Here is a 26,758-nt window from a genome sequence, read left to right as displayed (position 1 = left end):
TGGCACCGGGCCTCCCGTCGTTCCCGGGGCCGCGTCGACTACGCGGCGACCGGTGCGCGCTGGCCCACCGTCTCGCCGGCCACGGCAGCCTCACCGGCCGCAGCGGCCTCGTCGACGGGGCGACGACGGACCCACTTCTTCAGGGCGACGAGCACACCAGCCGAGATGAACGCACCGAGCACGACCGCCCCGAGCCAGGCCCAGAAGTTGCCGATGGCGAAGAACACGAACACGCCACCGTGCGGTGCGCGTGACGTGACGCCGACCGCCATCGAGAGCGCACCGGTGACCGCAGCCCCGACCATCGAAGCCGGGATGACGCGGAGCGGGTCCGCTGCGGCGAACGGGATCGCGCCCTCGGAGATGAAGGACAGGCCGAGCAGGTAGGCGGCCTTGCCGTTCTCACGCTCCGGCTTCGTGAAGCCCTTGCGGTAGAAGAGCGTCGAGGCGAGTGCCATCGCGAGCGGCGGCACCATGCCGGCACCCATCACCGCGGCCATGATCTCGAACGGCACCACGTTCGTGGCGGTCCCGGCACCGAGCCCGGCGACGGCGAACGCGTACGCCACCTTGTTCACCGGACCACCGAGGTCGAACGCCATCATCAGGCCGAGGATGATCCCGAGCAGGACGGCCGAGGCACCCGACAGGGAGTTGAGCCAGGCGGTGAGCTCGGTCATGACCCAGGCGATCGGGCCACCGAGCACCAGGAGCATGAGGCCCGAGGCGATGATCGACGCGAACAGCGGGATGATCACGACCGGCATCAGGCCACGCAGCCAGCGCCAGGTCGGGATGCGCCCGATCCAGTACGCGGCGGCACCGGCGATGAGGCCACCGACCAGACCACCGAGGAACCCGGCGTTCATGAACACGGCGATCGACCCGGCCACGAAGCCCGGTGCGATGCCCGGACGGTCGGCGATGGCGTAGGCGATGTACCCGGCGAGTGCTGCGACCAGGAACCCGAGCGACACCGACCCGATCTGGAACGCGGCGGCGCCGAGGTAGTAGCCGAGGCCCTCCGGCGGCAGGTTCAGCAGGGTGTAGTTGGTGAGCGTGAAGACGGCGTTGTTCTGGCCCGAGTCACCGTGGGTCAGCGCGATGCCGTACCCGGAGAGCAGGAAGCCGAGCGCGATGAGCAGCCCGCCGCCGGCCACGAACGGGATCATGTAGCTGACGCCGGTGAGGAGCCAGCGCTTGAGCGACTGGCCGAAGTGCTCGTTCTTGGCCGTGGACTCGCCCTCGACGGCGGCACCACCCTGCACGCGTGCGGCGTGCGGGTCCTCCGAGGCGCGGATGGCCTCGGCGATCATCTTGTCGGGCTCGTCGACACCGCGCTTGACGGGTCCGGACACGAGCGGCTTGCCGGCGAACCGACCGCGGTCGCGGACGTCGACGTCGACCGCGAACACGACGGCGTCGGCACGGGCGATGAGGGCCGGGTCGAGGGGTTCGACCTGCGAGGACCCCTGCGTCTCGATGTGCATCTCGGCACCGGCACGCTGGGCGGCGGCGACGAGGGCGTCGGCCGCCATGTAGGTGTGCGCGATGCCGGTCGGGCAGGCGGTGACGCCGACGAAGACCTTGCGGCCCGCCTCCGGCGCGGTGGCCGGTTCGGAGGCACCACTCGCCTTCCCGACGCCTGCCTCGGCCACTTCGCCGCTCACCTCGTTGTCGACCAACCGGACGATCTCGTCGGGGGTGGTCGCGGCACGGAGCGCGGCCGTGAAGTCCTCGCGGATGAGCGCGCGGGCCAGGGTCGAGAGGACCGTCAGGTGGTCCTTGTCCGCCCCCTCGGGCACGGCGATCATGAAGACGATGTCGGCGTCACCGTCCGGGGCGCCGAACGGCACCTTCCGGGCCAGGCGCGAGAACGCCAGCGTCGGCTCGGACACCGACGCCGACCGGGCGTGCGGGATGGCGATGCCACCGGGGACGCCCGTTCCGACGCTCGCCTCGCGCTTGATGGCGTCGTCGGCGAGCGTCGCACCGTCGGCGGCGCGGCCGGTCGCGGCGACGCGGTCGGCGAGCACCCGGATGACGTCGGTCGACGTGGCGCCGAGGTCCTCGTCGAGGCCGACGAGCTGTGCGCTGATGAGGCGCGGACTCGAGTCTGCGGACATGTGCTTGCTCCTTCGCAATGGCGCTGATCGCGCGGTGGTGCAGGTGTTCGTGGGGTGGTCGGGCGGGGTGGGGAGGGGATCAGGCGGGTTCGGGGGCCGGGTGCGTGTGGAGCACCCGGACGGAGACCGCCGTCGGGTCGGTGTGGTCGAGTGCCGGCACGTCACTGCCGGGCAGGGCTGCGGCCGCGGCACCGGTGGCGACGGCCTGTGCGAGACGCTGCTCGGGTGCGGCTCCGGCGACCTCGGCGAGCAGGTAGCCGGCGAGGGAGGAGTCCCCCGCGCCGACGGTCGACCGGGCGACGATCTTCGGTGCAGCGGCGGCGAACGCGCCCTCGTCAGAGACCAGCACGGCGCCGGCGCTGCCCAGGGTGAGCAGGACCGTGCCGACGTTCTTCCGCCGCAGCCGCTGGGCTCCGGCCACCGCGGCGTCGAGGTCGCGCTCGTACTCCTCGGGGTCGCCGCCGACGACCTCGGCGAGTTCCTCGGCGTTCGGCTTCACCAGGTCGATTCGTTCGCCCGACTGCAGCAGCGCCGTGAACGGCACCCCGGACGAGTCGACGGCGATCCGGACGTCGGCACCGTGGCGGGCACGGACGGCACGGACGAGCACGGCGAGTGCGTCGTCGGGCAGACCGGGCGGCAGCGACCCGGCGACCACGACCCAGCGGGCGGCGGGGCCGGTGGCGGTCGCAGCGGCGGTGTCGGCGACCAGCGCGGCGAGGTCGTCGAGGCGGCCGGCGAGCGAGGGGCCGGGTTCGTTGAGCTTCGTCGTGGTGCCGGTCGGCTCGGTCACGGTGACGTTCGAGCGGAGGGGCGCCCCGATCGGCAGCGCGGCGGTCGGGATGCCGCGGGTGGCCAGGCCGAGCAGGACCGGGTCGAGCTCGTCGCCGGGCAGGACGGCGACGGTGTCCCCGCCACTCGCGACGACCACGCGGGAGACGTTGACGCCCTTGCCGCCGGGTTCCGCGGTGGACCGGGTCGCACGCTGGACGGCGCCGCGCTGCAGTTCGCCGGCGAGCTCGATCGTGCGGTCGAGGGACGGGTTCGGGGTGACCGTGACGATGCGGGCGTTCATGCGACGACCACCTCGACGTCGGCGTCGGCGAGCGCACCGGCGAGGTCGGCCGGGGGCTGTTCGTCGGTGACGAGCGTGTCGATCTCGTCCAGGCGCGCGAACCGCATCAGGGCCTCGACGCCGTGCTTGGCGGCGTCGGCGAGCACCACGGCCCGTCGGGCGGCGAGCACGTAGGCGCCCTTCACGGCGGCCTCGTACTCGTCCGGGGTGCTCAGACCGAAGCCGGCGGACAGGCCGTTCGTGCCGATGAACGCCACGTCGGGCCGGAGCGCGCCGATCTGCTCGACGGTGGCCGTGCCGACCGCGGCGCTCGTGACACCACGCACGCGGCCGCCGAGCAGGTGCAGTTCGAGGTGCTCGCTGTGCTGCAGGGTCGCGGCGATCGGCACCGAGTTCGTGATGACGGTGATGGTCGAGCCGGCGACCTCGGGCTCCCAGCGGGCGAGTTCGGAGGCGACGGCGGCGCAGGTGGTGCCGGCGTCGAGGGCGATCGAGCCGGTGAAGGTCGGCGGCACCAGGCGCATCGCGGCGCGGGCGATGGCGGACTTCGCGGTGCCGTGCTGCCCCTCGCGCTCAGCGACGCTGAGTTCCACGACGCTCGAGCGGCCGACGGGGACCGCTCCCCCGTGCACCCGGCGCAGGACCCCGGCGGACTCGAGGGCGTCGAGGTCACGGCGAACGGTCTCGGTGGTGACGTCGAAGTGCTCGGCCAGACCGGCGACCGACACGCGACCGGCGGACTGCAGCTCGGCGGCGATGGCGGTGTGCCGCTCGGTTGCGTACATGCCCGAACTCCTTCGTTCCGTTGGGTTTCGAGCACTGTACGTCTGAAACCCACAAGAACGCAACCGTTCCGTCATGCAACCAACACGTTCACAGGTGCCGGTCGTCCGAGCGCTACCCCTTCACGGCACCCGCCGTCATCCCGCTGACCAGCCGGCGCTGCACGATGAGGAAGAACACCACGACCGGGATCGAGAACAGCACGCTCGCCGCCATCAGCCCACCGAAGTCGGTCCCCTTGTTCGTCGAGAACCCGGCGAGCCAGACCGGCAGCGTGTACATCCCCTGGTCCTTGAGCATCACGTACGCGATCAGGTAGTCGTTCCACGCCGCGATGAACGCGAAGACGCTCGTGGCGATGACCCCGGGCATGACGAGCGGGAACAGCACGCTCCACAGGATCCGGAAGGTGCCGGCGCCGTCGACCTTCGCGGCCTCTTCGATCTCGACGGGGACGGCCACGAAGAAGCCGCGCATCACCCAGATCGAGAACGGCAGCACGCTCGCCACGTACGCCAGGATCAGCCCGACGTAGCTGTTCAGCAGCCCGAGGGTCTGGAACGACAGGAACAGCGGGATGAGCAGTGCGCCGGACGGGATCATCTGCACGAACAGGATCGCGACCAGGATCGCCCGCCGTCCGCGGAACCGGAACCGCGACAGTGCCGCCGACGCCAGGAACCCGACGACGATCGACAGCAGCACGGCCGCCACCACGACGATGGTGGAGTTGCGCAGGTAGACCAGGAAGCCCTCCTGCGTGAGCGCCCGCGTGAAGTTGTCGAGCGTCGGGTGCAGCGGCGCCCAGATCGGGGTCATCGTGGTGACCTCGTCGGCGGGCTTGAAGGCCGTGTTCACCATCCAGTAGATCGGGAACACCCAGACCAGGCAGAACACCACGGCGATGGTGTTCGCGACGATGCGCGGCTTGCGTTTGCGCACCCGCACGGGGCCCGGCGCGGATGCGCTGCCCGCACGGGGCGCCGTTCTCGAGACGGTCACAGGTCCTCCTCACCGCTGCGGACGAGCCGGCGGATGTAGTAGCTGGTGAGCACCCCGAGGATCAGGGTCGAGATCACGGCGATCGCCGCGCCCTGCCCGTAGGCGTTGGACACGAACGACTGCACGAAGGTCCAGATGCCGAGGGTCAGCGTGGCCTCCTCCGGTCCGCCCCGGGTGAGCAGCCAGATCTGGTTGAAGACGTTGAAGTCCCAGATCACCGACAGGATCGACACGAGCAGCAGCGTCGGCGCGAGGGCCGGCAGCGTGATCGCGCGGTACATCGTCCAGACCGAGGCCCCGTCGAGCGCACCGGCCTCGTAGTACTCCGGCGCGATCTGGGACTGCGCGGCGTACAGCGTCAGCGCCACGAACGGCACGGCCTGCCAGATGACGAGCGTCAGCACGATCGTGTACGCCTGCCCCGGGTGCGACGCCCAGTTGTCCTGCGTGTGATCCCCGAACACCCGCAGCTGCGTGATGAGCCAGTTGAGCACGCCGTAGAACGGCTGGAAGAGCCACTGCCAGACCAGGCTCGAGGCCACGTTCGGCATCGCCCAGGCCAGCACGAGCACGACGCTGACGATCGTGCGCATCGCGACCCCGAGACGGGTGAGCAGCTGCGCCACCCCCATGCCGATGACGATCGTGCCGAGGACCATCGCGCCCGTCACGAGCACGGTGCGCAGGATGACCGGCCAGAACGACGCATCCGCCAGGACGTCCGTGTAGTTCGTCAGCCCGGTGAACCCGGCCTGCCCGGTGAAGATCGCCCGCAGCCCGTAGTCCTGGAACGAGATGACGACGAGCCGGACGAGCGGGTAGACGACGAGGGCCAGGAGCAGCAGTGCCGCCGGGGCCAGCAGGACGAGCGGCGCCCGCGACCCGACCGGCGACCGACGACCCGTGCCCCGCCCGCCTCGACGGGAACCCCGCGACGGACCCTGAACCGGCCCGCCAGCCTGCCCGTCGGCCTGCCCGCCGGCGACCGGCGCGGACTGCTCCGCGTCGGTCACCGGTTCCGCGGTGGACGTCATCGCCTACGGCTGCGCGTTCAGCGCGGTCGTGAGGTGCTTCGAGAAGCCCTCGGCGGCCTGCTCCGGCGACTTCCGGCCGGTGGCGACGTCGGCGAACATCGACTGGAACGAGGCGTCACCCTCGATGGTGGCCCAGCCCGGGGTGGCCGGGGTCGGTCGGCTCGTACCGGCCGCCTCGAAGTACGGCTTGTGCAGCTCGTCGACGTCGCCGGCGACCGCGTCGAGCAGCTCGGTGGAGTTCGGCTCCCAGCCGTCGACCCCGAACACCTGGTCCTGCTGGAACTCCTTCGAGGTCAGGATCTTCAGGTAGTAGAGCGCGAGCTCCTGGTTCTCCGCCTTGGCCGGGATCCCCAGGTCGGAGCCACCGAGGAACACCGGCTGCGTCTTCCCCGCCGTGGACGACGGCATCGGGAACGTGCCGATGCGATCGGCGAGCTCCGGCTTCGCCGTGGTGATCGAGCCGATCTCCCAGGCGGACCCGAGGAACGCCGAGGTGTTGCCCTGTGCGAAGACGTCGCTCTGCGAGGGCTTGTCGGTGTTGATGTCCTGGGTGGACTTCGCCGAGTACGTGTTCTGGAAGTCCTTCCAGGCGGTCAGCCCCTTGACCGCGTCCGCGGAGTCGAGCGTGCCGGTCCACTTGCCGCCCTTGTCCGTGGCGATCTCGCCGCCGGCGTCCCAGACCCACTGCAGCCCGCCGTACCAGTACTGCCCGGGCATGTAGAAGGCGGAGAAGTCACTGGCCGGGTTGGCGGCCTTGACCTTGTCGAGGTCGGCGGTGAGCTCGTCGTAGGTGGTCGGCACGTCGGTCACGCCGGCGTCCTTCCAGACCTGCTTGTCGTAGACCACGGCCCGGTTGCCGGCGAACAGCGGCGCCCCGTAGAGCTTGCCGTCGACGGTGGCGGGGCCCTCGAGCCCGGTGAGCCAGGTCTGGCCGTCCTTGAGCTCGTCGCGGTACGGCGTCAGGTCGGTCAGCCCGCCGGCTGCCGCGTAGACCGGCACCTGCGTGTTGCCGAGGTCGACGACGTCGGGGGCGTCGCTCTGCGCGAGCGCCGTGGTGAGCTTGGTGGTGATCCCGTCCCACTGCTGGGTCTGGATCTTCACCTTCGCCCCGGTGTCGGCGGTGAACTGCTTGCCGGCGGCGTCGAGCACCTTGTCGCTCAGGTCGCCGTTCATCATCCAGACGGTGATGGTCTTGCCCTTGCCATCGGGTGTGCCGATGGACTTCGTGCCGCCGTCGGAAGCGGCGTTGCTCCCGGCGGAGCACCCGGTGAGGGCGAGCGCGCCTGCGAGGGCGAGCGCACCGAGTGCGGCGAAACGCGTTCGTGTCACGATGACTCCCTTGGTCCGACCTTTATGAAAGGACGTTGCGTATTCGCAATAGAAGACCCTGCACGGCCCCTTGTCAACCGTTGGACCGGTCCCTGTGACCGCTTTCGATCCGCGTGTTTCCGGGGCATCACGGATGTCGAACAGATCGACGCAGATGCTTGACCAGGTGGTCATGACCAGGCATGATCTGCGACTCGCGTCCGGTGTGGGGAAGCGACCGCCTGGAGGCCCGGTGCCGGTCCGCCGGACCGGCACCGGGCCTCCCGTGCGCGCCTCCACCGCACGCGTCAGACGGCCGCCAGGGCGGACGTCGGCGGGATCCGCGCCGCGCGTGCCGCCGGGTAGAGCCCGGAGACCCCGCCGATCACGACCGTGGCACCGAGTCCCCCGACGACGGCCCACACCGGCAGTGCGACCGGCCAGCCCTGCGTGACGGCGAAGACGACCGTCACCGCGACGCCGAGCACGACGCCGGCCAAGCCGCCCAGGAACGACAGCAGCAACGACTCGACCAGGAACTGGTCGCGGATGCTCCGACGACGGGCCCCCAGCGCACGGCGGACGCCGACCTCGGCGCGGCGTTCCAGGACGGTGATCACCATCGTGTTCGCCACCCCGATGCCCCCGACGAGCAGGGCCACCCCGCCGATGCCGACCAGCAGCCCGGTGAAGGAGTCGTCCGTGGCGTCCTTCGCGGCCAGCGCGTCCGACGGCCGTGTCACGCCGACGTCCTGCGGTGCCCCGGGTCGGACCGCACCGGCGAGCAGGTCCCGCGACCGTTCGACGTTCGCCGGGTCGACGCGCGTGTAGACCGCGGTCGGGGCTCCGTCGAAGCCCAGCTGCCCGGCGAACCCGCGGGGCACGAACACCCGCGAGTCGAGGTCCTCGGCGAGCGCGACGCGGTCGAGCACCCCGACCACCTGCACCCACCGCCCGCCGATCCAGACCCGGCTGTCCGGATGCAGGTCCTCCATGCCGAGGACCGCGGCCGCCCGTGCCCCCAGCACGACCTGCGGCGGCGCCCCGGCGGCGGCGTCGATCCACCGCCCGGCTGCGAGCTGCCCGCCGAGGACCCGTGGCACGTCGCCCCACGCGGCGAGCACCCCGAGGCCCTTCGTCTCGGGCGCCGGCACGCGGTCGTTCCGGTACACGCCGGTGTCCGGCACGGTGCCGACGGCGGCGGCCGACTCGACGTCGTCCTGCCGCAGCACCGACTCGAGTGCGGTGGACGGCAACGGGACCGGTTCGCCGAGGCCCTGCGCCTGGGTGAGGGTGAGCACGTTCGTGCCGAGCGTGTCGAGCACCTGGTCGACCTTCGCCTTGCTCGACGACGAGATCCCGACGACCGCGAGCATCGCCGCGATGCCGATCGCGATGCCCAGCGCCGACAGCACGACACGTCCGGGCCGGGTCCGCAGCCCGAAGACGCCGAGGCGGAGCAGGTCGACCGCACCCACGGACCGACGCCGGCTCATCGGGTGACCTCGGGCTCGATCATGCCGTCGCGCATCCGGACCTGTCGTGGCAGCGACGCCGCCAGGTACAGGTCGTGCGTGATGACCACGACCGTCGTGCCCGCCGCGTTGAGCTCGCGCAGGAGCTCGACCACCGCGGCACCGGACGCCGTGTCGAGCGCACCCGTCGGTTCATCGGCGAGCAGGATCGTCGGGTCGCCGACGACGGCCCGCGCGATGGCGACGCGTTGGCGCTCCCCGCCGGAGAGCTGGTGCGGTCGGTGGTCCACCCGGTGTGCCAGGCCCACGCGGCCCAGGGCCTCGACCGCCAGACGGTGCCGTTCGCGCCGGGGCACGCCCTGGTAGAGCAGGCCGTCGGCGACGTTCTCGGTGGCGGTCGCGCCGGCCTGCAGGTGGAAGTGCTGGAAGACGAACCCGATGTGGTCAGCACGGAGTCCGGACAGGGCGTCGTCGGACATCGTCGCGACGTCGTTGCCGGCGATCGTCACCGTGCCGGACGTGGGACGGTCGAGGGTCCCGACGACGTTGAGCATCGTCGACTTGCCCGACCCCGACGGCCCGACGACCGCGACGAGTTCACCCGCGGTGACCTCGAGCGACACCCCGCGCAGGGCCCCGACGTCGCCGTAGGTCTTCGTGACGTCCCGGAGCGACAGCACGGCGGCGGATGGCAGCACGGCGGCGTTCATCCGGGCACCACCACGCGGTCGCCGGCGGCCAGGTCACCCGTGACCGCGATCCGTCCGTCCGCGCTGAAGCCGGGCTCGATCCGGACCCGCTCCGTCGTGCCGTCCCGCTGCACGACGTCGACGGCGTACCGGCCACCGGCGCCCGCGACGAGTGCGGCGACCGGCACGGACAGGACGTCGTGCTCGGTGGTGCCCTTCGCGTCGACCTGCGCGGACGCTGCCGCGGGCAGCCTGCGCTTCCCCGGGTCGAACGACACCGAGACGTCGACGGCCGTGCCGCCGTCCTCGCTCGTCGTCGGCTGCACGTCGACGACGGAACCGGGCATCGCCGCCCCAGCGCCGTTCACCCGGACCTCGACGTCGGTGCCGACCGCGAGCCGTTCCGCGTCGCGCTGGGGCACGGTCGCCGTGACGACACGCCGGGTGCTCGTGACCTGCAGGACGTCGGCCGCCGCACCCGCGCCGGCCGCCGCACCAGCGCCACCACCAGCGCCACCGGCACCCGCTCCCGCTCCGGCTCCGCCGGCGATCCGCTCCCCGAGCCGACCGTCGACCGAGGCGACCCGGACCGCGCCGTCCACGAAGGCGACGTCGTCCGCCGTCAGCACCCCGGTCACCTCGTGTCCGCGGTCCTGCTGCCACTGCCGGACGGCTCGCTCGGTCCGTGGACCGAACCGGTCGTCCACGGACACGTCGTACCCGAGCGCGGCCAGGTTCTCGTTGAGCTGCCGCACGTCGGCGCCCTGCAGTCCACGCTGAAGGTCCCGCCAGAGCGGCACGGTGCCGTACATCGACCGGACGTCCCGCTCGTCGACGGCGTACAGGGCCCCGTCGCGTTCGATGACGTCACCGGCGCGGGGCAGCCTGGTGATCGTGCCGGCGGCGGGACCCGGCACCCCCGTCGCCGCGCCGTACCCGAGCGTCCCGGCGAACACCTTCGAGTCGGTCAGGTCGCCGCGCGTGACCGTGGCGGTGGCTCCGGTCGACGCGGTCCCGCCGCGCGACCCGCTGCTGGCCGAGGCTCCCGGACCGCTCGGCACCGTGGCGAGGGCCCACGTCCCGGCCCCCGCGGCCACCGCCGCGACGAGGCACACCGACACGATCACCCGGCGACGGACGCGACGGTGGGTCACGACCCGGCTCCGCCCTGGACGGCCTCGAAGGCCGCGTCGGTGCAGGTGTGGGCGGCCTCGTCGAACGCCTCTTGGTCGTCGGGCTGGAACCGGTTCTGCGCCTCCTGGTCGTCCGGGAAGTCCGGGAACCCCTGCTCCCGCAGGCACTCCGCCGTCTTCCTCGCGATCTCCTCGCTGCCCGGCATCGGTTGCGCGGCCTGCGCGTCGCCGGCCGCTGCGGAGTCGTCGAGGCAGCCCTTGAGGTCCTCCTGGTACTGCTCGGGATCGACGCCGTCGGGTGCGCTGAGCTGCATCGACCCGCCACCCGTGCCGGGGTCGGGCATGTCGTAGCCGCGGTCGCGCATGCACTCGGCGAGGGCGACGCCGGGTGCCGCACCGCCGGACGCCGCAGTCCCGCCGGCGTCCGGTGACGCGTCCGGTGACGCGTCCGAGCAGCCGACCAGGAACAGGGGCAGCAGGACGACGGCCGCGGCCGCGCTCGTCAGGGACCGGGTTCGCCGGGTGGTCGTCTTCGTGGTGTGGTTCATGCCTCCAGCACACCGGAACGGCTGTTTCGCCCCGCGTGCACGTCGGGTTGCACCGACGAAACACGGACCCGCACGAACAGCCCACCGGTCGGCCGTGCGGTGATCGACAGCTGCCACCCGTGCGCGTGCACGATGGCGGCCACGATCGACAGCCCGAGACCGCTGTGCTGCCCGCGTGCGCCGTCCGTCCCGCCGCGGCGGAACGGTTCGACGAGCAACTCCGCCTCGTCCGCCGCGACCACCGGTCCACCGTTCTCGACGACGAAGCCGTCCGGCTCCGTGGTCACCAGGACGGCGCCGCCGGGTTCGTTGTACTCGACGGCGTTGCCGACCAGGTTGCCGAGCAGCTGCCGCAGCAGCGTCGGCTCCCCCGGGACGACCAGGCCGGGAGGCCCGGTGCAGCGCTCGTGGGTCAGCGTCACCCCCGCCTCGGCCGCGTCCCGGGCCGCTCCCGCGACGACCTCGGCGGTCACCTCGTCGAGGTCGACGGCGCGCGTCGCGCCCGCCAGGCCACGATCGGCCTCGGCGAGCACGAGCAACGACTCGACCAACCGCTCGGTGCGGCGGTTCTGCTCCAGCAGCTCCGCCCGGACCGCTCGGACCTCCGCGGGGTCGGCGTCGTCGTGCAGGCCGATCTGCACCGCCGCGCGCTGCACCGCCAGGGGCGTCCGGAGTTCGTGGGACGCCTGGGCGACGAACCGGCGCTGGCTCTCGAACGCGGTCTCCAGACGGGCCAGCAGGTCGTCGACGGTGCGCGAGAGCCGCCGGAGCTCGTCGTCGGGACCGTCCAGCGCGATGCGCTCGTGCAGGTTCGACGCCGAGATGCGGTTCGTGGTCGCGGTGATCCGGTCGATGGGCCGGAGGACCCGGCGGCTGACGAGCCAGCCGATGCCCCCGGCCGCGACCCCGGCACCCGCGATCCCGATCGCGGACCACTGCCACTGCTGCACGGCCACGAGCCGGATCACCGCCACCGCACCGTCGTCGTCGGTTCCGTCGATCTCGATCGGCGCCGGAGCGGTCGTGGCACCCGGCGATCCGGACGGCGGGCGCTGCACGGCCGCGGTGTCGAGGCCGGCACCGACACCGGCCAACGACATGGTGTTCGTGAACAGGACGACCCCGGTCGCGAGCGCCATGGCCGCGAGCGCGAACGTCAGGGCCGTCCGGGTCCGGATGCTCCAGCCCCGGGCCCACCGGCTCACAGCGCGTAGCCCTGGCCGGGCACCGTCCGGATCGGGTCCGGGTCCCCGAGCTTCCGGCGGAGCTTCGACATCGTCACGCGGACCGCGGCGGTGAACGGGTCGGTGTTCACGTCCCAGACCTTCTCGAGCAGGTGCTCGGCGGAGACGATCCGACCGTCCGCGCGGAGGAGGGTCTCGAGCACCCCGAGTTCCTTCGAGGTCAGGTCGAGCGGCCGTCCGTCGCGCGTGGCCATCCGCCGGTTCGTGTCGACGACGAACCCCGCACGCTCGAGCACCGGGGCGACGGGTGCGACGCTCCGCCGACCGAGTGCGCGGACCCGGGCGACGAGTTCCGGGTACTCGAACGGCTTGGTCAGGTAGTCGTCGGCACCGAGCTCGAGCCCGTGCACACGGTCGCTCAACGTCGTCGCGGCGGTGAGCAGGAGGATCCGTGTGAGCGCGCCGCGCGCGGTGAGCCGCCGTGCGACCTCGTCGCCGTGCAGCCCGGGGACGTCACGGTCGAGCACGACGACGTCGTAGTCGTGCACCGCCAGCAGCTCGTCGGCGTCGTCGCCGCGGTAGGCGACATCCACCGCCATGTCCTGCCGGGACAGGCCCGTCGCGACCAGGTCGGCGAGGGCCCGTTCGTCGTCCACCACGAGTACGCGCATCGATACATCACACGTGACGTACCTTTGCCGGACCTGGGAAGCCGGATCAGGCGTCGAACGGCACCTCACCGTGGTCACTGACGCCGGCACGCTGCCGGTAGGACAGGTGTCCGCCGAGGTACCCGCCGACACTGACGACGGCGAGACCCGCGAAGCCGAGCAGCTTGCCGGCACCGTGGTTGCCGCGCTTCCGCTGCAGCCACGACAGGCCGTACAGCGACAGGCCGGTCCAGTTCACGGCCTGGTGCACCCATCCGGTGCGGAGCTGCTCGCGGTTCAGCTCGGACCAGTCGACGTAGCCGGCGACCGAGGCGCTGCTCGCCGAGACGACCCCGACGCCGACCAGGGTCTTGGCCGCCTTCGCGTTGCCCTTCCCGCCGACCAGGTCGAGCACCGCGGCGGAGATCCAGGCACCGAGGGGCACCTGCACCATGAGCGGGTGGATCGGGTGGCCGAACGGCACACCGTGCAACAGCTGGCGCAGCGCCTTCGGCTTGGCGAGGGCGTTCACGACGGCACGGTCGATGTCGACGGCCTTGTCGAGCACACTCGCGTGCTCGACGGCGTCGGTGAGGCGACGGATCGCGCGGATCTCAGGCATGCCGTGGACGGTAGACGAACGGCCCGTCACCGGTCCCAGGAACCGGTGACGGGCCTCCTGTCCGTCTTGGTGGGCTACTCCTCGACGATCTCGGCCAGCTCGAAGGGCTCGACCGTCAGGCCGTCGCCGTCCGCCGCGACGTCCACCCGGACGGTGTCACCGTCGCGGACGTCACCCGACAGGATGGCGCGCGCCAACCGGTCGTCGATCTGCCGCTGCATCAGGCGGCGGAGCGGCCGCGCACCGTAGAGCGGGTCGTACCCGCGCTCGGCCAGCCAGCCGCGTGCCTCGGGAGTGACGGCGAGCTCGAGTCGGCGGTCGGTCAGACGGCGGGCCAGCCGGTCGACGTAGAGCGACACGATCTGCCCGAGGTCGTCGGCCGTCAGGGCCTGGAACACCACGATGTCGTCGAGGCGGTTGATGAACTCCGGCCGGAACGCCTGCTGCACGAGCTCACGGACCGCCTCTTCCCGCTGCGCGTCGCTCAGGGACAGGTCGGTCATGAACTGCGATCCCAGGTTCGACGTCAGCACGAGGATCGTGTTCCGGAAGTCGACCGTGCGCCCCTGGCCGTCGGTCAGTCGCCCGTCGTCGAGCACCTGCAGCAGCACGTCGAACACCTCGGGGTGGGCCTTCTCGATCTCGTCGAGCAGGATCACCGAGTACGGACGGCGGCGGACCGCCTCGGTGAGCTGTCCACCGGCCTCGTACCCGACGTACCCGGGCGGGGCACCGATCAGGCGGGCCACGGAGTGCTTCTCGCCGTACTCGCTCATGTCGATGCGGACGAGGGCCTTCTCGTCGTCGAACAGGAACTCGGCGAGCGCCTTGGCCAGCTCGGTCTTGCCGACGCCGGTCGGGCCGAGGAACAGGAACGAACCCGTCGGGCGGTCCGGGTCGGAGATGCCGGCGCGGGTGCGACGGACGGCCTCGGACACGGTGGTCACGGCGGTGCGCTGCCCGATGATGCGGCGGCCGAGCTCGCTCTCCAGGTGCAGGAGCTTCTCGGTCTCGCCCTGCAGCAGCCGGCCGAGCGGGATGCCCGTCCACTGCGCGATGACGGCGGCGATGTCCTCGTCGGTGACGCTGTCGTTCACCATCCGGTCGGCGCTCTCGGCCTGTTCGGCGGCGGCGAGCTCGGCCTCGATGCGGGGCTTCTCGCCGTACTCCAGGCGGGAGACGAGTTCGTAGTCGGCCTCGCGCTGGGCTCGCTGCGACCGCATGTTCAGGTCGTCGAGCTGCTGCTTGAGCTCACCGATCCGGTTCAGGCTCGCGCGCTCGGCCTGCCAGCGCTGCTCGAGCTCGGCCAGCCGTTCCTCGCGGGTGCGCAGCTCGTTGCGCAGGGTCTCGAGCCGGGCCTTGGAGGCGTCGTCCTTCTCCTGCTTGAGCGCGAACTCCTCGACACGCAGACGGTCGACGTTCCGCTTCAGCTCGTCGATCTCGACCGGGCTGGAGTCGATCTCCATGCGGAGTCGGCTCGCGGCTTCGTCGATCAGGTCGATGGCCTTGTCGGGCAGCTGCCGGCCGGAGATGTACCGGTTCGACAGGCTCGCGGCCGCGACCAGTGCGGAGTCGTTGATCGTCACCTTGTGGTGCGCCTCGTAGCGCTCCTTGAGCCCGCGGAGGATCGCCACGGCGTCCTCGACGCTGGGCTCACCGACGTAGACCTGCTGGAAGCGTCGTTCGAGCGCGGCGTCCTTCTCGATGTACTCGCGGTACTCGTCGAGGGTCGTTGCGCCGATGAGCCGGAGCTCCCCGCGGGCGAGCATCGGCTTGAGCATGTTCGACGCCGCGACGGAGCCCTCGCCGCCGCCGGCACCCATCAGGGTGTGCAGCTCGTCGATGAACGTGATGACCTGCCCGTCGGAGTCGTTGATCTCCTTGAGCACGGCCTTGAGCCGCTCCTCGAACTCGCCGCGGTACTTGGCGCCGGCGATGAGGGCGGAGATGTCGAGCGAGATGAGTCGCTTGTCCTTGAGGGAGTCGGCGACGTCGCCGGCGACGATGCGCTGCGCGAGCCCCTCGACGACGGCGGTCTTGCCGACGCCGGGCTCGCCGATGAGCACCGGGTTGTTCTTGGTGCGGCGCGTCAGCACCTGGGAGACGCGCCGGATCTCGGAGTCGCGGCCGATCACGGGGTCGAGCTTGCCGCTGCGGGCGATCGCCGTGAGGTCGATGCCGTACTGCTCGAGGGCGGTCTTCTGTCGTTCTTGGGAGTCAGGAGCGCCCTGGAGGTTCGCCATGCGTTCCGTCCTTTCGTTGCGGTGGTCCTGGAGTTGAGTCTACTCCACTCAACTTACGTGCGCTCCGGGACATTCCGGATCCCGACGGCGCAGACGACGGCACCGGCCGCCAGCAGGAGCGCCATCACCACCATGGCCCGGTGCAGCCCGTCGACGCTCACCTCACCGCCGAGCACCACGCCGGCCAGTGCCACCGTGACGAGTCCGGCGATCCGCGCGACCGCGTTGTTGACGGCCGAACCGGACCCGGCCTCGGACTGCGGCACCGACCCGAGCACCGCACTGGTCAGGGGCGTGACCATCAGGGCGATGCCCACGCCGATCAGCACCAGTCCGGGGAACACCGACAACCAGTAGCCGTTCGGGTCGTCGCCGGCGAGCAGCAGCAGGAGCGCCCCGACCGCGCCCACCGCCGGCCCGGCGGCCATGAACCACCGCGGGCCGTACCGACCGGCGAAGGACCCGACGGCGGTGGACAGCGCGAGCAGCATGATCGTCGGCGGCAGCGTCGCGAGGCCGGCGAGCCAGGCCGGGAACCGCCAGACCTCCTGCAGGAACAGGGTGACGACGAAGAACACCATGCCGAGCGCCCCGTAGATGGACAGCGTCGCGAGGTTGCCGACCGTGAAGTTCCGCGCCCGGAACAGCTCGAGCGGCACGAGCGGCGACCCCGTCGTCCGGGTCACCCGCAGTTCCCACGGCACGAACGCCACCAGCGCGGCGGCGCCGAGCACGAGCGCGCCGACCACCACGGGCGCACCCCACCCCAACCGCTCCTGCTCGATGAGGCCGAGCACGACACCGCCGACACCCACCACGGCGAGCACGGCCCCGACGACGTCGATGCGCGGGCGGACAGCGGGGTGCACGTCACCGGTGATGCGCAGGACCAGCGGGATCGTCACGGCGATCGGCACCGCGGTGAGCACGAAGACCCACCGCCACCCGATGCCGTCCACCACCAGCCCGCCGACCACGGGACCGAGGATCGTGGCCGCGCTCGACCACGCCGTCCACGTGCCGATGGCCTTCGCCTGCGCCGCCCCTCGGAACGCGGCGACGATGAGGGCGAGCGCGCTCGGCATGACGAGCGCCCCGCCGACGCCCTGCAGCGCCCGGGCGACGATGAGCACCTCACCGATCGGGGCGATCGCGCACACCACGGACGCGATCCCGAAGACCACGAGCCCCCACGTGATGATCCGGACGCGACCGAACAGGTCGGACAGGCTGCCGGCGACCAGGATGAGCGAGCCGAGGGTGACCAGGTACGCGTCGACGACCCACTGCTGCACGACGAGTCCGCCGCCGAGCTCCTGCCGGATCGCGGGGAGTGCGACGTTCACGACGCTCGAGTCGAGCCCGACGACGAACGACGCCAGGATCGCCACCACCAGCACGATCCGCCGGTCGTCCCGGAGCGGCGCGACGCCGTGCGGCACGGGGGCCGGAACGGGAACGGGAGCGGTCATGTGCTCATCCTGCGGCACCGGGTACCCCGCGGTCGATCCCGCACGACGAAGCCCCCGCGACCGATGTGGTCGCGGGGGCTGCCGACAGGACGGGGCTGGGTGTCCTAGCGCCGGGAGTCGGTGTTCGGCTGCGCGGTCGGCCCCGGGTTCAGGACCGGACCGGCGGCGGGCTCGGCGGGGACGTTCTGGACGGTGCTGTTCTGCACCGTGCCATCCGGAGCCGTGCTGTTGGCCTGCGCCTGGGCCTTCTTCTCGTCGTCGGACATCTCCTTCTTGAAGATGTTGATCGACTGGCCGAGGCCCTTGGCGAGGGCCGGGAGCTTGGTCGCGCCGAACAGCAGGATGACGATCCCGAGGATGATCAGCAGGTGAAGGCCGGTCAGGTTTCCGAGCATCATGACTCCTTGGTCTGGAACTGGTCGCCGTCCGCTGATCGTCGTCGATCACCGCGGCGGAAGTCCGTGTCCCCCCATCGTAACTCTCCCGCCCCTGGATGCCCAGGCCGGCCCTCGGAACGGACACCGTTCGTACAGGGAAGCGCAGGGCTCAGTACGCGCCCCGGGACCGGAGCACCGACGGGACGGTGCGGGCGAGGATCACGAGGTCGTGCAGGAACGACCAGTTCTCGACGTAGTGCAGGTCGAGCCGCACCCCTTCGGCCCAATCGAGGTCCGATCGGCCGCTGACCTGCCACAGACCGGTGATGCCCGGGGTCACGAGGAGCCGGCGGTCGGCGAAGTCCTCGTACAGCGCGACCTCGCGCGGCAGGGCCGGTCGGGGCCCGACCAGGCTCATCGAACCGGTGAGGACGTTCCACAGCTGCGGCAGTTCGTCGAGCGAAGTCCGGCGCAGGAACGCACCGACCCGGGTCACCCGCGGGTCGTCCTGCATCTTGAACAGCGGACCGGCGCCCTGGTTCTCGGACTGCAGGGCAGCCATGCGCGCCTCGGCGTCGACGCACATCGTCCGGAACTTCAGGATCGGGAACTCCGCGCCACCGCGACCGACGCGGACCTGCCGGAAGAAGACCGGACCGCCGTCGCCGGCGCGGACCGCCAGCGCGACCGCAGCCAGGACCGGGGCGAGCAACGTCAGGCCGAGCACGGCGCCGACGACGTCGAGTGCCCGCTTGCCCATCCGGCGACGGTAGTCGGGGGTCTCGACGTGCATGAGCGGCAGCCCGTCGACGGGGCGCTCGTGCACCCGCCCGGCGGCGATGTCGGCCAGGGGCGAGGACACCACGAGCTCGACGCCGTGCTCCTCGAGCTGCCACCCGAGGCGACGGAGGCGCGCGTGCCCACCACGGACAGCACCCGCGACGACGACGGCCGAGACGCCCTCGGCCCGCGCGTGCGCGAGCACGTCATCGATGCCGCCGACGACCGGAGCCGTCGCAGCCCCCAGGTCGACCTGAGCCCCGGCCGGAGCGCAGTCCGTGACGACGGCACGCACGCGGTAGCCCGCACTCGGCGCAGCGGCGATGCGCGCGCCCACGTACCGGACGTCCTCGGCGTCGCCGACGATCAGGACGTCCTGCAGGTGCTCACCCCGGGCGCGGCTCCGGGCCAGAACCGTCCGGACGCCCTTGCGACCGAGCGCCAGGAACGCGAGCCCCAGCGGGAACGCGATCGCGACGTACCCGCGGGCCAGGTCGAGCTGCGCTGCGTACGCCACGACCGCGACACCGGCGATGGCGACGAGGCTCGCGGTGACGAGGCGGCGGTACTCGTCGCCGCCGATGCCGGCGATCCGAGGGTCGCGGGTGCGGAACGCCGAGAGCAGCAGCATCCAGACCACGACGATGGCGGGGGTCACGACGAACTCGAACCATCCCGACCGCGGCCGGACGGATGCGAGCTCCCAGGGGAACCGCACGACGTGGGCGATGACGAACGCGGTGAGCAGCAGCACGAGGTCGAGCAGCGCCAGTGCGGGAACGAACCCTCGGCGCGCCCCCGCCGGAGCGACCGTCCGGTGCGACGCGGTGGCCGGAGCAGCCCCGGAAGGGAACGCCACGGGCACGGTCGGGGGCAGCACGGTCGGCACTGCCCCGGTGGGTGGGCGCATCGCGAGCGACATGTGGGGCCTCCTGTCGACCGGTCGACGAGGAGATCGACCGGACGCCGGAGTCGCTCAGGTCACGACATCGAGCGGCGCACCACCGAATATATCACCGTGTCGTTCTGCATATCAACGGACGAGCGCGCGGTCCAGGCTCCACAGCACGGGCGCCTCCCGGAGCGCCGGGATGTCGGCCTCGGTCACACCGCCGAGCCGGAACACCACCCGCTCGCCGGGCAGCAGCGTCATGAACCCGCGGTCGACCGTGCCGTCGGCCGCGACCCGGTCCGGCTGCACCAGCAGGTCACGGACGAGCGAGTCGGCCTCGACGGTCAGGTCCAGGCCACCGTCGACCACCGCGAACGAGGTCCGGTAGCGCGCAGGCTCCCACCGCATCGCGGCGTCGGGACCGGGGGTCCAGACCGCGCGGCGCCAGTCCATGTCCGCGATGATGAGCTCGTTGGCCGGGTCGTCCACGACACCGACCGACTCGGGCAGGGCGACGACCGCGACGCCGGCCGACGACAGCCGGACCGGCAGCGATGCCTCGGCCAGGATCGTGCCGGCCGTGGTGATCCGGCGCACCCGCACCACGCTGTCGTGCCCGGTGCGGGTCGACCGGACGGCCACCTCGACGGGCGAGGACCCGAACGCACCGGGTGAGACGCCCAGCGAGAGCGTGTCCGCGAGCTCGCCCAGGTCAGCCGTCTCGCCGACCGCAGGGGACGCACCCGGGTGATCCGGGCCTCCCGTCCGCTCCGCACCCGACGCACCCGACGCACCCGACGCGGCGACCGCGCCCGCGCCCGACGCACCAGCGGTACCGGCCGCACCCGGCGTCACCGACACCGACGACACCGGACGGATCGTCAGCAGCACGTCGTCGTACAGGCGGCGCAGCTCGTGCGCCAGCGGCTTCAGCCGCCCCGCCGAGTCGATCGCCGACCACGACGACACCGGCCACAGGTCGTTCAGCTGCCACACCACCACGCCCGTGTTGCGCGGCCAGTGCGTGCGCCAGTGCTCGATGCCGGTCGCGATCGCCCGCGCCTGCTGCAGCTGCGTCAGGTAGTGCCACGCGTCGAACGCGGCCGGGTCGACCGCGCCGAAGCGCGGCTCCAGCCCGCGTGCCAGCTTGGCCATCCCGTCCGCCGCCTTCTGGTGGTGGACCACACCGGGCGAGTCGACCCGCAGCGGCGAGTCCGTGACGGCCTCGCGCAGCGTGCGCCAGGCGGGCGGCGCCTGCCAGCCGAACTCCGACACGAAGCGCGGCACCGACTCGCGGTAGGCGGTGTCGGGCAGGCGGTTCCACACGTCCCACGAATGGTGCGTCTCGTGGTCGACCTCGTTCGCGGGCAGCGACTCGGAGCCGGACCACGGCGACGCGACCGTGTAGAAGCGCGACGGATCGACCGCGTCGACGATGGTCGGCAGCAGGTCGAGGTAGTAGTCGAGTCCCCAGCCCCGATCGCCCAGCTCCGCACCCCAGCCGTCGGCGTCGTGCAGCCAAATGTTCTCGTTGTTGCCGTTCCAGACCACCAGCGAGGGGTGGCGGGCGAGCCGGGCGACGTTGTCACGCGCCTCGGCGATGACCTCGCTGCGGATCGGCTCGACCTCGGGGTAGGCCGAGCACGCGAACGGGAAGTCCTGCCAGACGAGCAGTCCGAGTTCGTCGCAGACCTCGTAGAAGTCGCGCGATTCGTACACTCCGCCGCCCCAGACGCGCACGAGGTTCGTGCCGAGCGAGGCCGCGGCACCCAGCCGGGACTCGAGTCGGGCACGGTCGACGCGCGAGACGATGACGTCGTCGGGGATCCAGTTGACGCCCCTGACGTCGATGAGCGTGCCGTTGACGTGCACGGCGAAGGGGCGGCCGATGCCGTCGACCTGGGTCTCGATGCGGGTGGACCGGAACCCGGTGCGGAACGTGTCGCGGTCGAGCACCTCGCCGTCGACGGTCTGCAGCTCGACCACGACGTCGTACTGCGGCTGCGCGCCGTAGCCGCGCGGCCACCAGCGCCTCGCCTCGGGGACGCGCACGGTGACGACCGTCTCGTCGTCCTTCGGCGTCAGCTGCGCGCGGGACCGCTGGCGTGTGGTGCCGCCGTCCTCGGTCTCGCCGCTGACGGTGACGACGAGCACGAGGTCGTCGTCCTCGCCGTCCTGGTCCAGGTCGTTCATGCCGGAGCGCTCGACGGTGATGTGCGCGTCGAGCACCCCCTCGCCGGCTTCGACGTCCACGAGCGGGCGGACCTCGCGTAGGCGTGCGGTCGACCAGCGCTCGATCGCGACGGGCCGCCAGGGGCCGCTCGTGACCGCCGTCAGGCCCCAGTCCCAACCGAAGTTCGACGCCATCTTGCGGATGTACGGGAACGGCTCGTCGTACGGACCGGGCATGCTGCCGGCCTTCGCGGCGACCCGGCCGGCCTCGCGGTAGGGCGACTCGAACAGGATCTCGAGGTCCTTCGTGGTGCCGCCCGACCCCGTCTGCACGCGGGCGTCGAACCGGTACCGGCGGTGCATGTTGCGGGTCGTGCCCACGACGACGCCGTCCAGGCTGAGCTCCGCGACCGTGTCCAGGCCGTCGCAGACCAGGTCGACGCGCTCGTGGCCCCGCGGGTCGACGTCGACCGTGCGGCGGTAGGCCCAGTCGGCGCGGCCGACCCACTTCGCGGCCTGCTCGTTCAGGTGGAACGTCGGGTCCGGCAGCAGGCCCTCCCGCTCCAGGTCGGTGTGGACCTGGCCCGGCACCGTCGCCGGGATGGTGCGGCCCGCGACGCCGTCCGGCGCACCGGTTCCTCCGGCCATCGTCACGGTCCAGTCGTCGCGGAGTTCCTCGCGTTCGAGGGTCATGCGGGTCCTTCTCTTCGGCGGCAGGGTGTCCGTCAGCCTCGGTCGGGGACGCCGACCGGCGGTCCGACCCGCGGCCGGTTCCCACGGCCTGGAGGCTCGGCACCGGTTGCCCGGGCGTCGTCACGTCGCGCGCACGAACGGGTTGCGCTCGCGCGAGGGGTGCTCGGCGATGCTAGTACGGGATGCTTTCGGCAACCTAGGTGGTGACAGGGGCGGGTCGCGCGGGCAAGGTGGGAACGTGATCACCGTCGAACTCGCCAGGTCCCTCCGTGACGCCGGCCTCCGCTGGCACCCCGAGACCGGGGACCGGTTCGTGATCGACAAGCCCGGCATCGACGACGACGTCTACACGGTGTCCGAGATGACCGTCGAACGGCACGACTCCCCCACCGGCACGATCCTCGGCTTCAACGGCACCACCGAGTGGGCGCTCGACTCGGTCACCGCCACCGAGTCGCTCTGGCTGCCCCGTGAGGACCAGCTGCGCGAACTGCTCGGGCCGTCGTTCATCGGACTGACGCGGGTGCAGGTCGGCGGTCGGGTGGTCTTCACCGTGACGGCGACGATCGGCGGGGCCGACCGCAGCTTCGCGTCCGAGGTGCCGGCGATCGCGTACGGCCAGGCACTCCAGGCCTACATCACGGCTGCGCTCGCCTGAACGGCACGCCCGGGGTCGCCGTTCCTGGGTGTTGGCGGAATGGGCGCTGAGGGGCGTTTGGTTGCATGACACCATGACCGTTCCGAACATCACCCTGAACGACGGCAAGACCATCCCGCAGCTCGGCTTCGGTGTCTTCCAGATCGACCCCTCCGAGACGAAGGCCGCCACACTGGCCGCGCTCGAGGTCGGCTACCGCCACATCGACACCGCCGAGATGTACGGCAACGAGAAGGAGGTCGGCGAGGCGATCGCCGAGTCCGGCATCGACCGTTCCGAGATCTTCGTCACCTCCAAGCTCAACAACGGCTTCCACGCCCCCAAGGCGGCGCTGGAGAACGGCAAGAAGTCGGCCGACCTGCTCGGCGGCTACACCGACCTGTTCCTCATCCACTGGCCGCTGCCCACCGTCTCGGACTTCGTCCCGACGTGGAAGGCCCTCGAGGAGCTGTACCACGCCGGCACCGCCCGCTCGATCGGTGTCTCGAACTTCCAGGCGCACCACCTGCACCGCCTGCGCGCGGAGACCGACGTCCCGCCGTCGGTCAACCAGATCGAGGTGCACCCGTACCTCGCGCAGGACGACCTCCGCGCCGTGAACCGCGAGCTCGGCATCGCGACCGAGGCCTGGTCCCCCATCGCGCAGGGCCTCGTCCTCGACGACGAGACCATCACCCGCGTCGCCACGTCGGTCGGCAAGTCCCCGGCCCAGGTCGTCCTCCGCTGGCACATCCAGCGCGGCGACATCGTGTTCCCGAAGTCGGTCACGCGTGCCCGCGTCGAGGAGAACTTCGCGATCTTCGACTTCGAGCTCTCGGACGAGGACATGACGGACATCACCGCCCTCGACAAGGGGCACCGCACGGGCCCCGACCCCGACACGTTCGACTACGTGCCGGCCTGATCGGTCCCCCACCGCACCACGTCGCGAGAGCCGTCCGGGTCAGCCCGGGCGACTCTCGCCGTCCGTGGCCGGTCAGCGGTTGGTCGCGACCGAGGCCGTCACGGTGAACTTCGGGGTCCGGACGACCTCACGGGTCGGACCGACCAGGCGCGAGAGCACCGGCCGGTAGCGCAGGTGCGTGTTCCAGACGCACCACAGTTCACCACCGGCCTGGAGGATCGTGGCCGCGTTCCGGAACATCGCCTCGGCCGTGTCCGTGGTCACCGTGGTGTCCGCGTGGAACGGCGGGTTGCAGAGCACGAGCTGCGCAGACCCCTCGGCGAGCTCGTCGCCTGCGTCGGTCCGCAGCACCGTCACCCGGTCGGCCACGCCGTTGGCCTCCGCCGTCGCGCGCGTCGACTCGACCGCGATGCGGGACACGTCAGTGGCGATCACCCGCACCGACGGTCGCCGACGAGCGACTGCAGCCGCGATCACGCCGTTGCCGCTCCCCAGGTCCACGATCGTGCGCGCGGTCGGGACCGCCTGGTCCATCGCGTCGAGCAGCACCCGCGTGCCCTGGTCGAGCGACGTCCCGGCGAACACACCGCCGTGGGCGACCAGGGTCATGCCGAGGTCATCGACGTGCACCGACCGGGGCCAGGGGTTCGTCGTGGCGGCGCGGTTCGCCTGTGCGCGCAGGGGGTCCTGCGCGATGAGCAGTCGCGACTTGCCACGCCCTCGTGATGCCGTGACCTCGCCGAACGAGCGCCGGAGCACGTCGTTCTGCGTCACGTGCATGTACTTCACGTTGCCGCCGCAGAGCAGCACCACGTCGGGCGCGGCGAACCGGGCGACGGCGCGGGCGATCTCGTCGAGCCGGTCGTGCGACTTCGAGAGCCGCAGCACCACGAGCCGCACGTCGCGGAACGCGTCCTCGAGCGAGTCGGGGTGGTGGAAGCCGCGCAGCCCGAACGTGCCGGCGTTGGCCTCGAGCGCTCGCTCCCCCACCAGGGAGTCCTGCACGACGCGGATGTCGCTCGCCCCGTACTGGGTGATGAGGCCGAGCGTCAGCACCCCGTACCGGTCGTCGACCACCGCGACCTCGCCGGGCTGCCGGAGCGCGTCGCCGTGCACGTGCGGGGCTTCGTCGAGCAGGAAGCGGTCGGTGCCGTCGATCGCGATGAGGTCGGGCGCGTCGTCGTCGCGTCGGCGGAAGAGGTCGGCGAAGTCTGGCACCGCGTCAGCGTACCCGGCGGCGGCTCGCACGGGAGCGAGTGGTGATCGCACTCGCGATATCAACAGGCTGTGTATTTCACATGTCAATACACTGGGAATCCCCCCACCAGAAGGAGCCCCCCATGGCATCCACCTCGTTCCGGAGCGCCGCAGTCGTCTGCGGTGTCCTCACCGCCTCCCTCGGCTTCGGCCTGCTGACGCCCGCCGTCGCCACCGCTGCCACCACCACCCCCGCAGCCGCCGCCGCCGGGATCTCGACCGACGCAGGCTACGACCTCGACTCCATCACGGTGGACCCGGCACTGAGTGCGCCCCGTTTCCTGCAGGACTGGAGCACGCTCCACGGCGCACGGATCGTCGCCGGCGACGCCGGGGGTGACGCGGTCTGGCTGCTCGCCGGCGACGAGGTCCTCGACCACGAACCCGCGGGCGGCGCGTTCTTCCTGAACGTGCAGGACCGCCACAAGGACCTCGGGCTCGAGGTCATCCGTGTCCACACCGCCGCGGACGGCTCGCAGACCCGCACTGAGCGCGTCGCCCTCCCGCACATGCTCACGGTCTCCGGTCTCGGAACGGGCAACGCGTTCACCCCCGGCACGACCACGATCTCAGGAACGGCGACAGCCGGCGCAACCGTCGTGGCGACCGACGCCTTGTCGGGGGCAACCCTGTTCACAGCGACGGCGACGAGCTCTCGCGACGGTGTCGGTACGTGGAGCGGTGACGCGCGGTTCGCCGCGGGCACGGACTACTCCGTCACCCTGACCCAGACGACGACGGACGGCCGGACCAACGCACTCCGGAGCATCGGGTTCTCGCCCGCGAAGGCAGACACCCCAGCTGCTCCGACACTCGAGACGACCGAACGCCGTCTCGATGGATCGTTCGTCCTGACGGGGCAGCACGACGACACCACGTCGTCCGTCTTCGTGGAGGACGCAGCCGGCAACCGCATCGTCCGTGCAACCCTCACCGCGACCGGCTTCGTCGCGCGCGTCCCGCAGGAGTACCTCGGGTCGACCGTCTCGTTGATCAGCCAGAACGAAGCCGAGGTGTCCTCGCCGCGGACAGCGGCGCCGCTCGCGCAGCTCCCCACCGACGCCTCGGCGCCGAAGCCGACCCTGCGATCCGTCTACGTCCACACCGATGGCCGGGTCCAGGTCGTCGGTGAACCCGACGGGGCGCCGGGCCTCTGGATCCTCGACGGCGACCGCGTCATCGACGGCTTCTCGCGCAGCGATCTCTGGAGCTACGTCATCCGCGCGCAGGAGACCGGCAAGCAGCTCGAGATCGCGAACCTCGGGTTCGACGGGCAGGGGTTCTCGTCCCTGTCGGAGCGCGTGGCCCTCCCCCGTCTCCTGCAGGTCGACGGCATCACGGACGAGAACACCTACACGCCCGGCGCTCACGCGTTCGAGGGGACGGCCGAGGCCGGCGCGACGATCACCGCCACCGACCAGCGCGGCCGTGAACTCTTCACGACGCCGGTCACCGGTGCGCGCTCTGGCGTGGGGACGTGGAAGGCATCGGCCGACCTGACCAGCACCGCCGGGTACGACCTGACGTTCACGCAGACCACCGCCGACGGCCGCACGTCGGTGATGCGGAACATCGCCTTCACCTCCGAAGACGACTCCGTTGCACCGATCCTGGTCGAGACCCCCGCGATGAACGGCACCGCGACGGGCCCCCGCCCCACGTTCACCGGCACCGGCCAGGC

Annotated in this window: 22 protein-coding genes; 3 read left to right on the top strand and 19 right to left on the bottom strand. The window is 71.6% G+C overall.

Annotated elements, in window-relative coordinates:
- Window positions 1-38: 38 nt before the first annotated feature.
- The 18 genes from BIU91_RS04100 to BIU91_RS04015 form a co-directional block, all read right to left on the bottom strand.
- Window positions 39-2,126 (bottom strand): fructose-specific PTS transporter subunit EIIC, encoded by a 2,088-nt coding sequence (locus BIU91_RS04100; RefSeq protein WP_071404331.1) that lies wholly within the window; start codon window positions 2,124-2,126, stop codon window positions 39-41.
- 79 nt (window positions 2,127-2,205) lie between these two features.
- A complete protein-coding gene (locus tag BIU91_RS04095; protein WP_071404330.1) occupies window positions 2,206-3,201 on the bottom strand; it encodes a hexose kinase in 996 nt (331 codons plus the stop codon).
- Entirely contained in the window at window positions 3,198-3,986 is a 789-nt protein-coding gene (locus BIU91_RS04090) for a DeoR/GlpR family DNA-binding transcription regulator (protein WP_071404329.1), read from the bottom strand. Before BIU91_RS04090 ends, BIU91_RS04095 begins: the two co-directional genes overlap by 4 nt.
- Before the next feature lie 112 nt (window positions 3,987-4,098).
- Window positions 4,099-4,986 carry a carbohydrate ABC transporter permease gene (locus BIU91_RS04085; RefSeq protein WP_241660478.1) on the bottom strand — a complete coding sequence of 296 codons (888 nt, stop codon included), beginning with the start codon at window positions 4,984-4,986 and terminating at the stop codon, window positions 4,099-4,101.
- Window positions 4,983-6,020, bottom strand: coding sequence for a sugar ABC transporter permease (locus BIU91_RS04080; RefSeq protein WP_071404327.1), 1,038 nt, complete (start codon window positions 6,018-6,020; stop codon window positions 4,983-4,985). The genes BIU91_RS04085 and BIU91_RS04080 overlap by 4 nt, the downstream gene beginning before the upstream one ends.
- Window positions 6,021-6,023: 3 nt before the next feature.
- Window positions 6,024-7,349, bottom strand: a complete 1,326-nt coding sequence (locus BIU91_RS04075) for a sugar ABC transporter substrate-binding protein (protein ID WP_071404326.1) — start codon at window positions 7,347-7,349, stop codon at window positions 6,024-6,026.
- 287 nt (window positions 7,350-7,636) lie between these two features.
- The gene (locus BIU91_RS04070; protein WP_071404325.1) at window positions 7,637-8,824 is read right to left on the bottom strand and encodes an ABC transporter permease; all 1,188 of its coding nucleotides are present in this window, start codon (window positions 8,822-8,824) and stop codon (window positions 7,637-7,639) included.
- A complete protein-coding gene (locus tag BIU91_RS04065; protein WP_071404324.1) occupies window positions 8,821-9,513 on the bottom strand; it encodes an ABC transporter ATP-binding protein in 693 nt (230 codons plus the stop codon). The genes BIU91_RS04070 and BIU91_RS04065 overlap by 4 nt, the downstream gene beginning before the upstream one ends.
- Window positions 9,510-10,646, bottom strand: coding sequence for a peptidoglycan-binding protein (locus BIU91_RS04060; RefSeq protein ID WP_071404323.1), 1,137 nt, complete (start codon window positions 10,644-10,646; stop codon window positions 9,510-9,512). Before BIU91_RS04060 ends, BIU91_RS04065 begins: the two co-directional genes overlap by 4 nt.
- Complete coding sequence (locus tag BIU91_RS04055; RefSeq protein ID WP_071404322.1) at window positions 10,643-11,173, bottom strand: hypothetical protein; 531 nt, start codon at window positions 11,171-11,173, stop codon at window positions 10,643-10,645. Before BIU91_RS04055 ends, BIU91_RS04060 begins: the two co-directional genes overlap by 4 nt.
- Window positions 11,170-12,378, bottom strand: a complete 1,209-nt coding sequence (locus BIU91_RS04050) for a HAMP domain-containing sensor histidine kinase (protein ID WP_071404321.1) — start codon at window positions 12,376-12,378, stop codon at window positions 11,170-11,172. The genes BIU91_RS04055 and BIU91_RS04050 overlap by 4 nt, the downstream gene beginning before the upstream one ends.
- Window positions 12,375-13,028, bottom strand: coding sequence for a response regulator transcription factor (locus BIU91_RS04045; protein ID WP_071404320.1), 654 nt, complete (start codon window positions 13,026-13,028; stop codon window positions 12,375-12,377). Before BIU91_RS04045 ends, BIU91_RS04050 begins: the two co-directional genes overlap by 4 nt.
- A gap of 46 nt (window positions 13,029-13,074) precedes the next feature.
- On the bottom strand, window positions 13,075-13,629 hold the full coding sequence (locus BIU91_RS04040) for a DUF2231 domain-containing protein (protein ID WP_071404319.1): 555 nt from the start codon (window positions 13,627-13,629) through the stop codon (window positions 13,075-13,077).
- A gap of 74 nt (window positions 13,630-13,703) precedes the next feature.
- Complete coding sequence (locus tag BIU91_RS04035; protein ID WP_084740532.1) at window positions 13,704-15,872, bottom strand: AAA family ATPase; 2,169 nt, start codon at window positions 15,870-15,872, stop codon at window positions 13,704-13,706.
- Between the two features lie 53 nt (window positions 15,873-15,925).
- On the bottom strand, window positions 15,926-17,344 hold the full coding sequence (locus BIU91_RS04030) for an MFS transporter (RefSeq protein WP_084740530.1): 1,419 nt from the start codon (window positions 17,342-17,344) through the stop codon (window positions 15,926-15,928).
- 104 nt (window positions 17,345-17,448) lie between these two features.
- Window positions 17,449-17,739, bottom strand: coding sequence for a twin-arginine translocase TatA/TatE family subunit (tatA, locus tag BIU91_RS04025; protein ID WP_071404392.1), 291 nt, complete (start codon window positions 17,737-17,739; stop codon window positions 17,449-17,451).
- A 151-nt stretch (window positions 17,740-17,890) separates the two neighbouring features.
- Window positions 17,891-19,423, bottom strand: coding sequence for a sugar transferase (locus BIU91_RS04020; RefSeq protein ID WP_071404317.1), 1,533 nt, complete (start codon window positions 19,421-19,423; stop codon window positions 17,891-17,893).
- Between the two features lie 111 nt (window positions 19,424-19,534).
- Window positions 19,535-22,258, bottom strand: coding sequence for a glycoside hydrolase family 2 protein (locus BIU91_RS04015; protein ID WP_071404316.1), 2,724 nt, complete (start codon window positions 22,256-22,258; stop codon window positions 19,535-19,537).
- 238 nt (window positions 22,259-22,496) lie between these two features.
- On the opposite strand from BIU91_RS04015, the gene BIU91_RS04010 reads away from it, so the two are divergent.
- Together BIU91_RS04010 and BIU91_RS04005 are read left to right on the top strand one after the other, a co-directional pair.
- Window positions 22,497-22,916 (top strand): hypothetical protein, encoded by a 420-nt coding sequence (locus BIU91_RS04010; protein ID WP_027464885.1) that lies wholly within the window; start codon window positions 22,497-22,499, stop codon window positions 22,914-22,916.
- Window positions 22,917-22,989: 73 nt separating this feature from the next.
- Window positions 22,990-23,820: an aldo/keto reductase gene (locus tag BIU91_RS04005; protein ID WP_071404315.1), complete on the top strand. Its 831-nt coding sequence runs from the start codon at window positions 22,990-22,992 to the stop codon at window positions 23,818-23,820.
- A 72-nt stretch (window positions 23,821-23,892) separates the two neighbouring features.
- Here BIU91_RS04005 and BIU91_RS04000 read toward each other — a convergent pair whose 3' ends face one another.
- Window positions 23,893-25,038: a class I SAM-dependent methyltransferase gene (locus BIU91_RS04000; protein ID WP_071404391.1), complete on the bottom strand. Its 1,146-nt coding sequence runs from the start codon at window positions 25,036-25,038 to the stop codon at window positions 23,893-23,895.
- 122 nt (window positions 25,039-25,160) lie between these two features.
- On the opposite strand from BIU91_RS04000, the gene BIU91_RS03995 reads away from it, so the two are divergent.
- The coding region (locus BIU91_RS03995) for a hypothetical protein (protein ID WP_139196859.1) at window positions 25,161-26,758 on the top strand (1,598 nt) is incomplete at its 3' end.

It is taken from the genome of Curtobacterium sp. MMLR14_002, from assembly GCF_001864975.1.
GTDB lineage: Bacteria > Actinomycetota > Actinomycetes > Actinomycetales > Microbacteriaceae > Curtobacterium > Curtobacterium flaccumfaciens.
The sequence above is the reverse complement of the archived record's forward strand: the minus strand, read 5'-3'. Positions and strand labels throughout refer to the sequence as shown.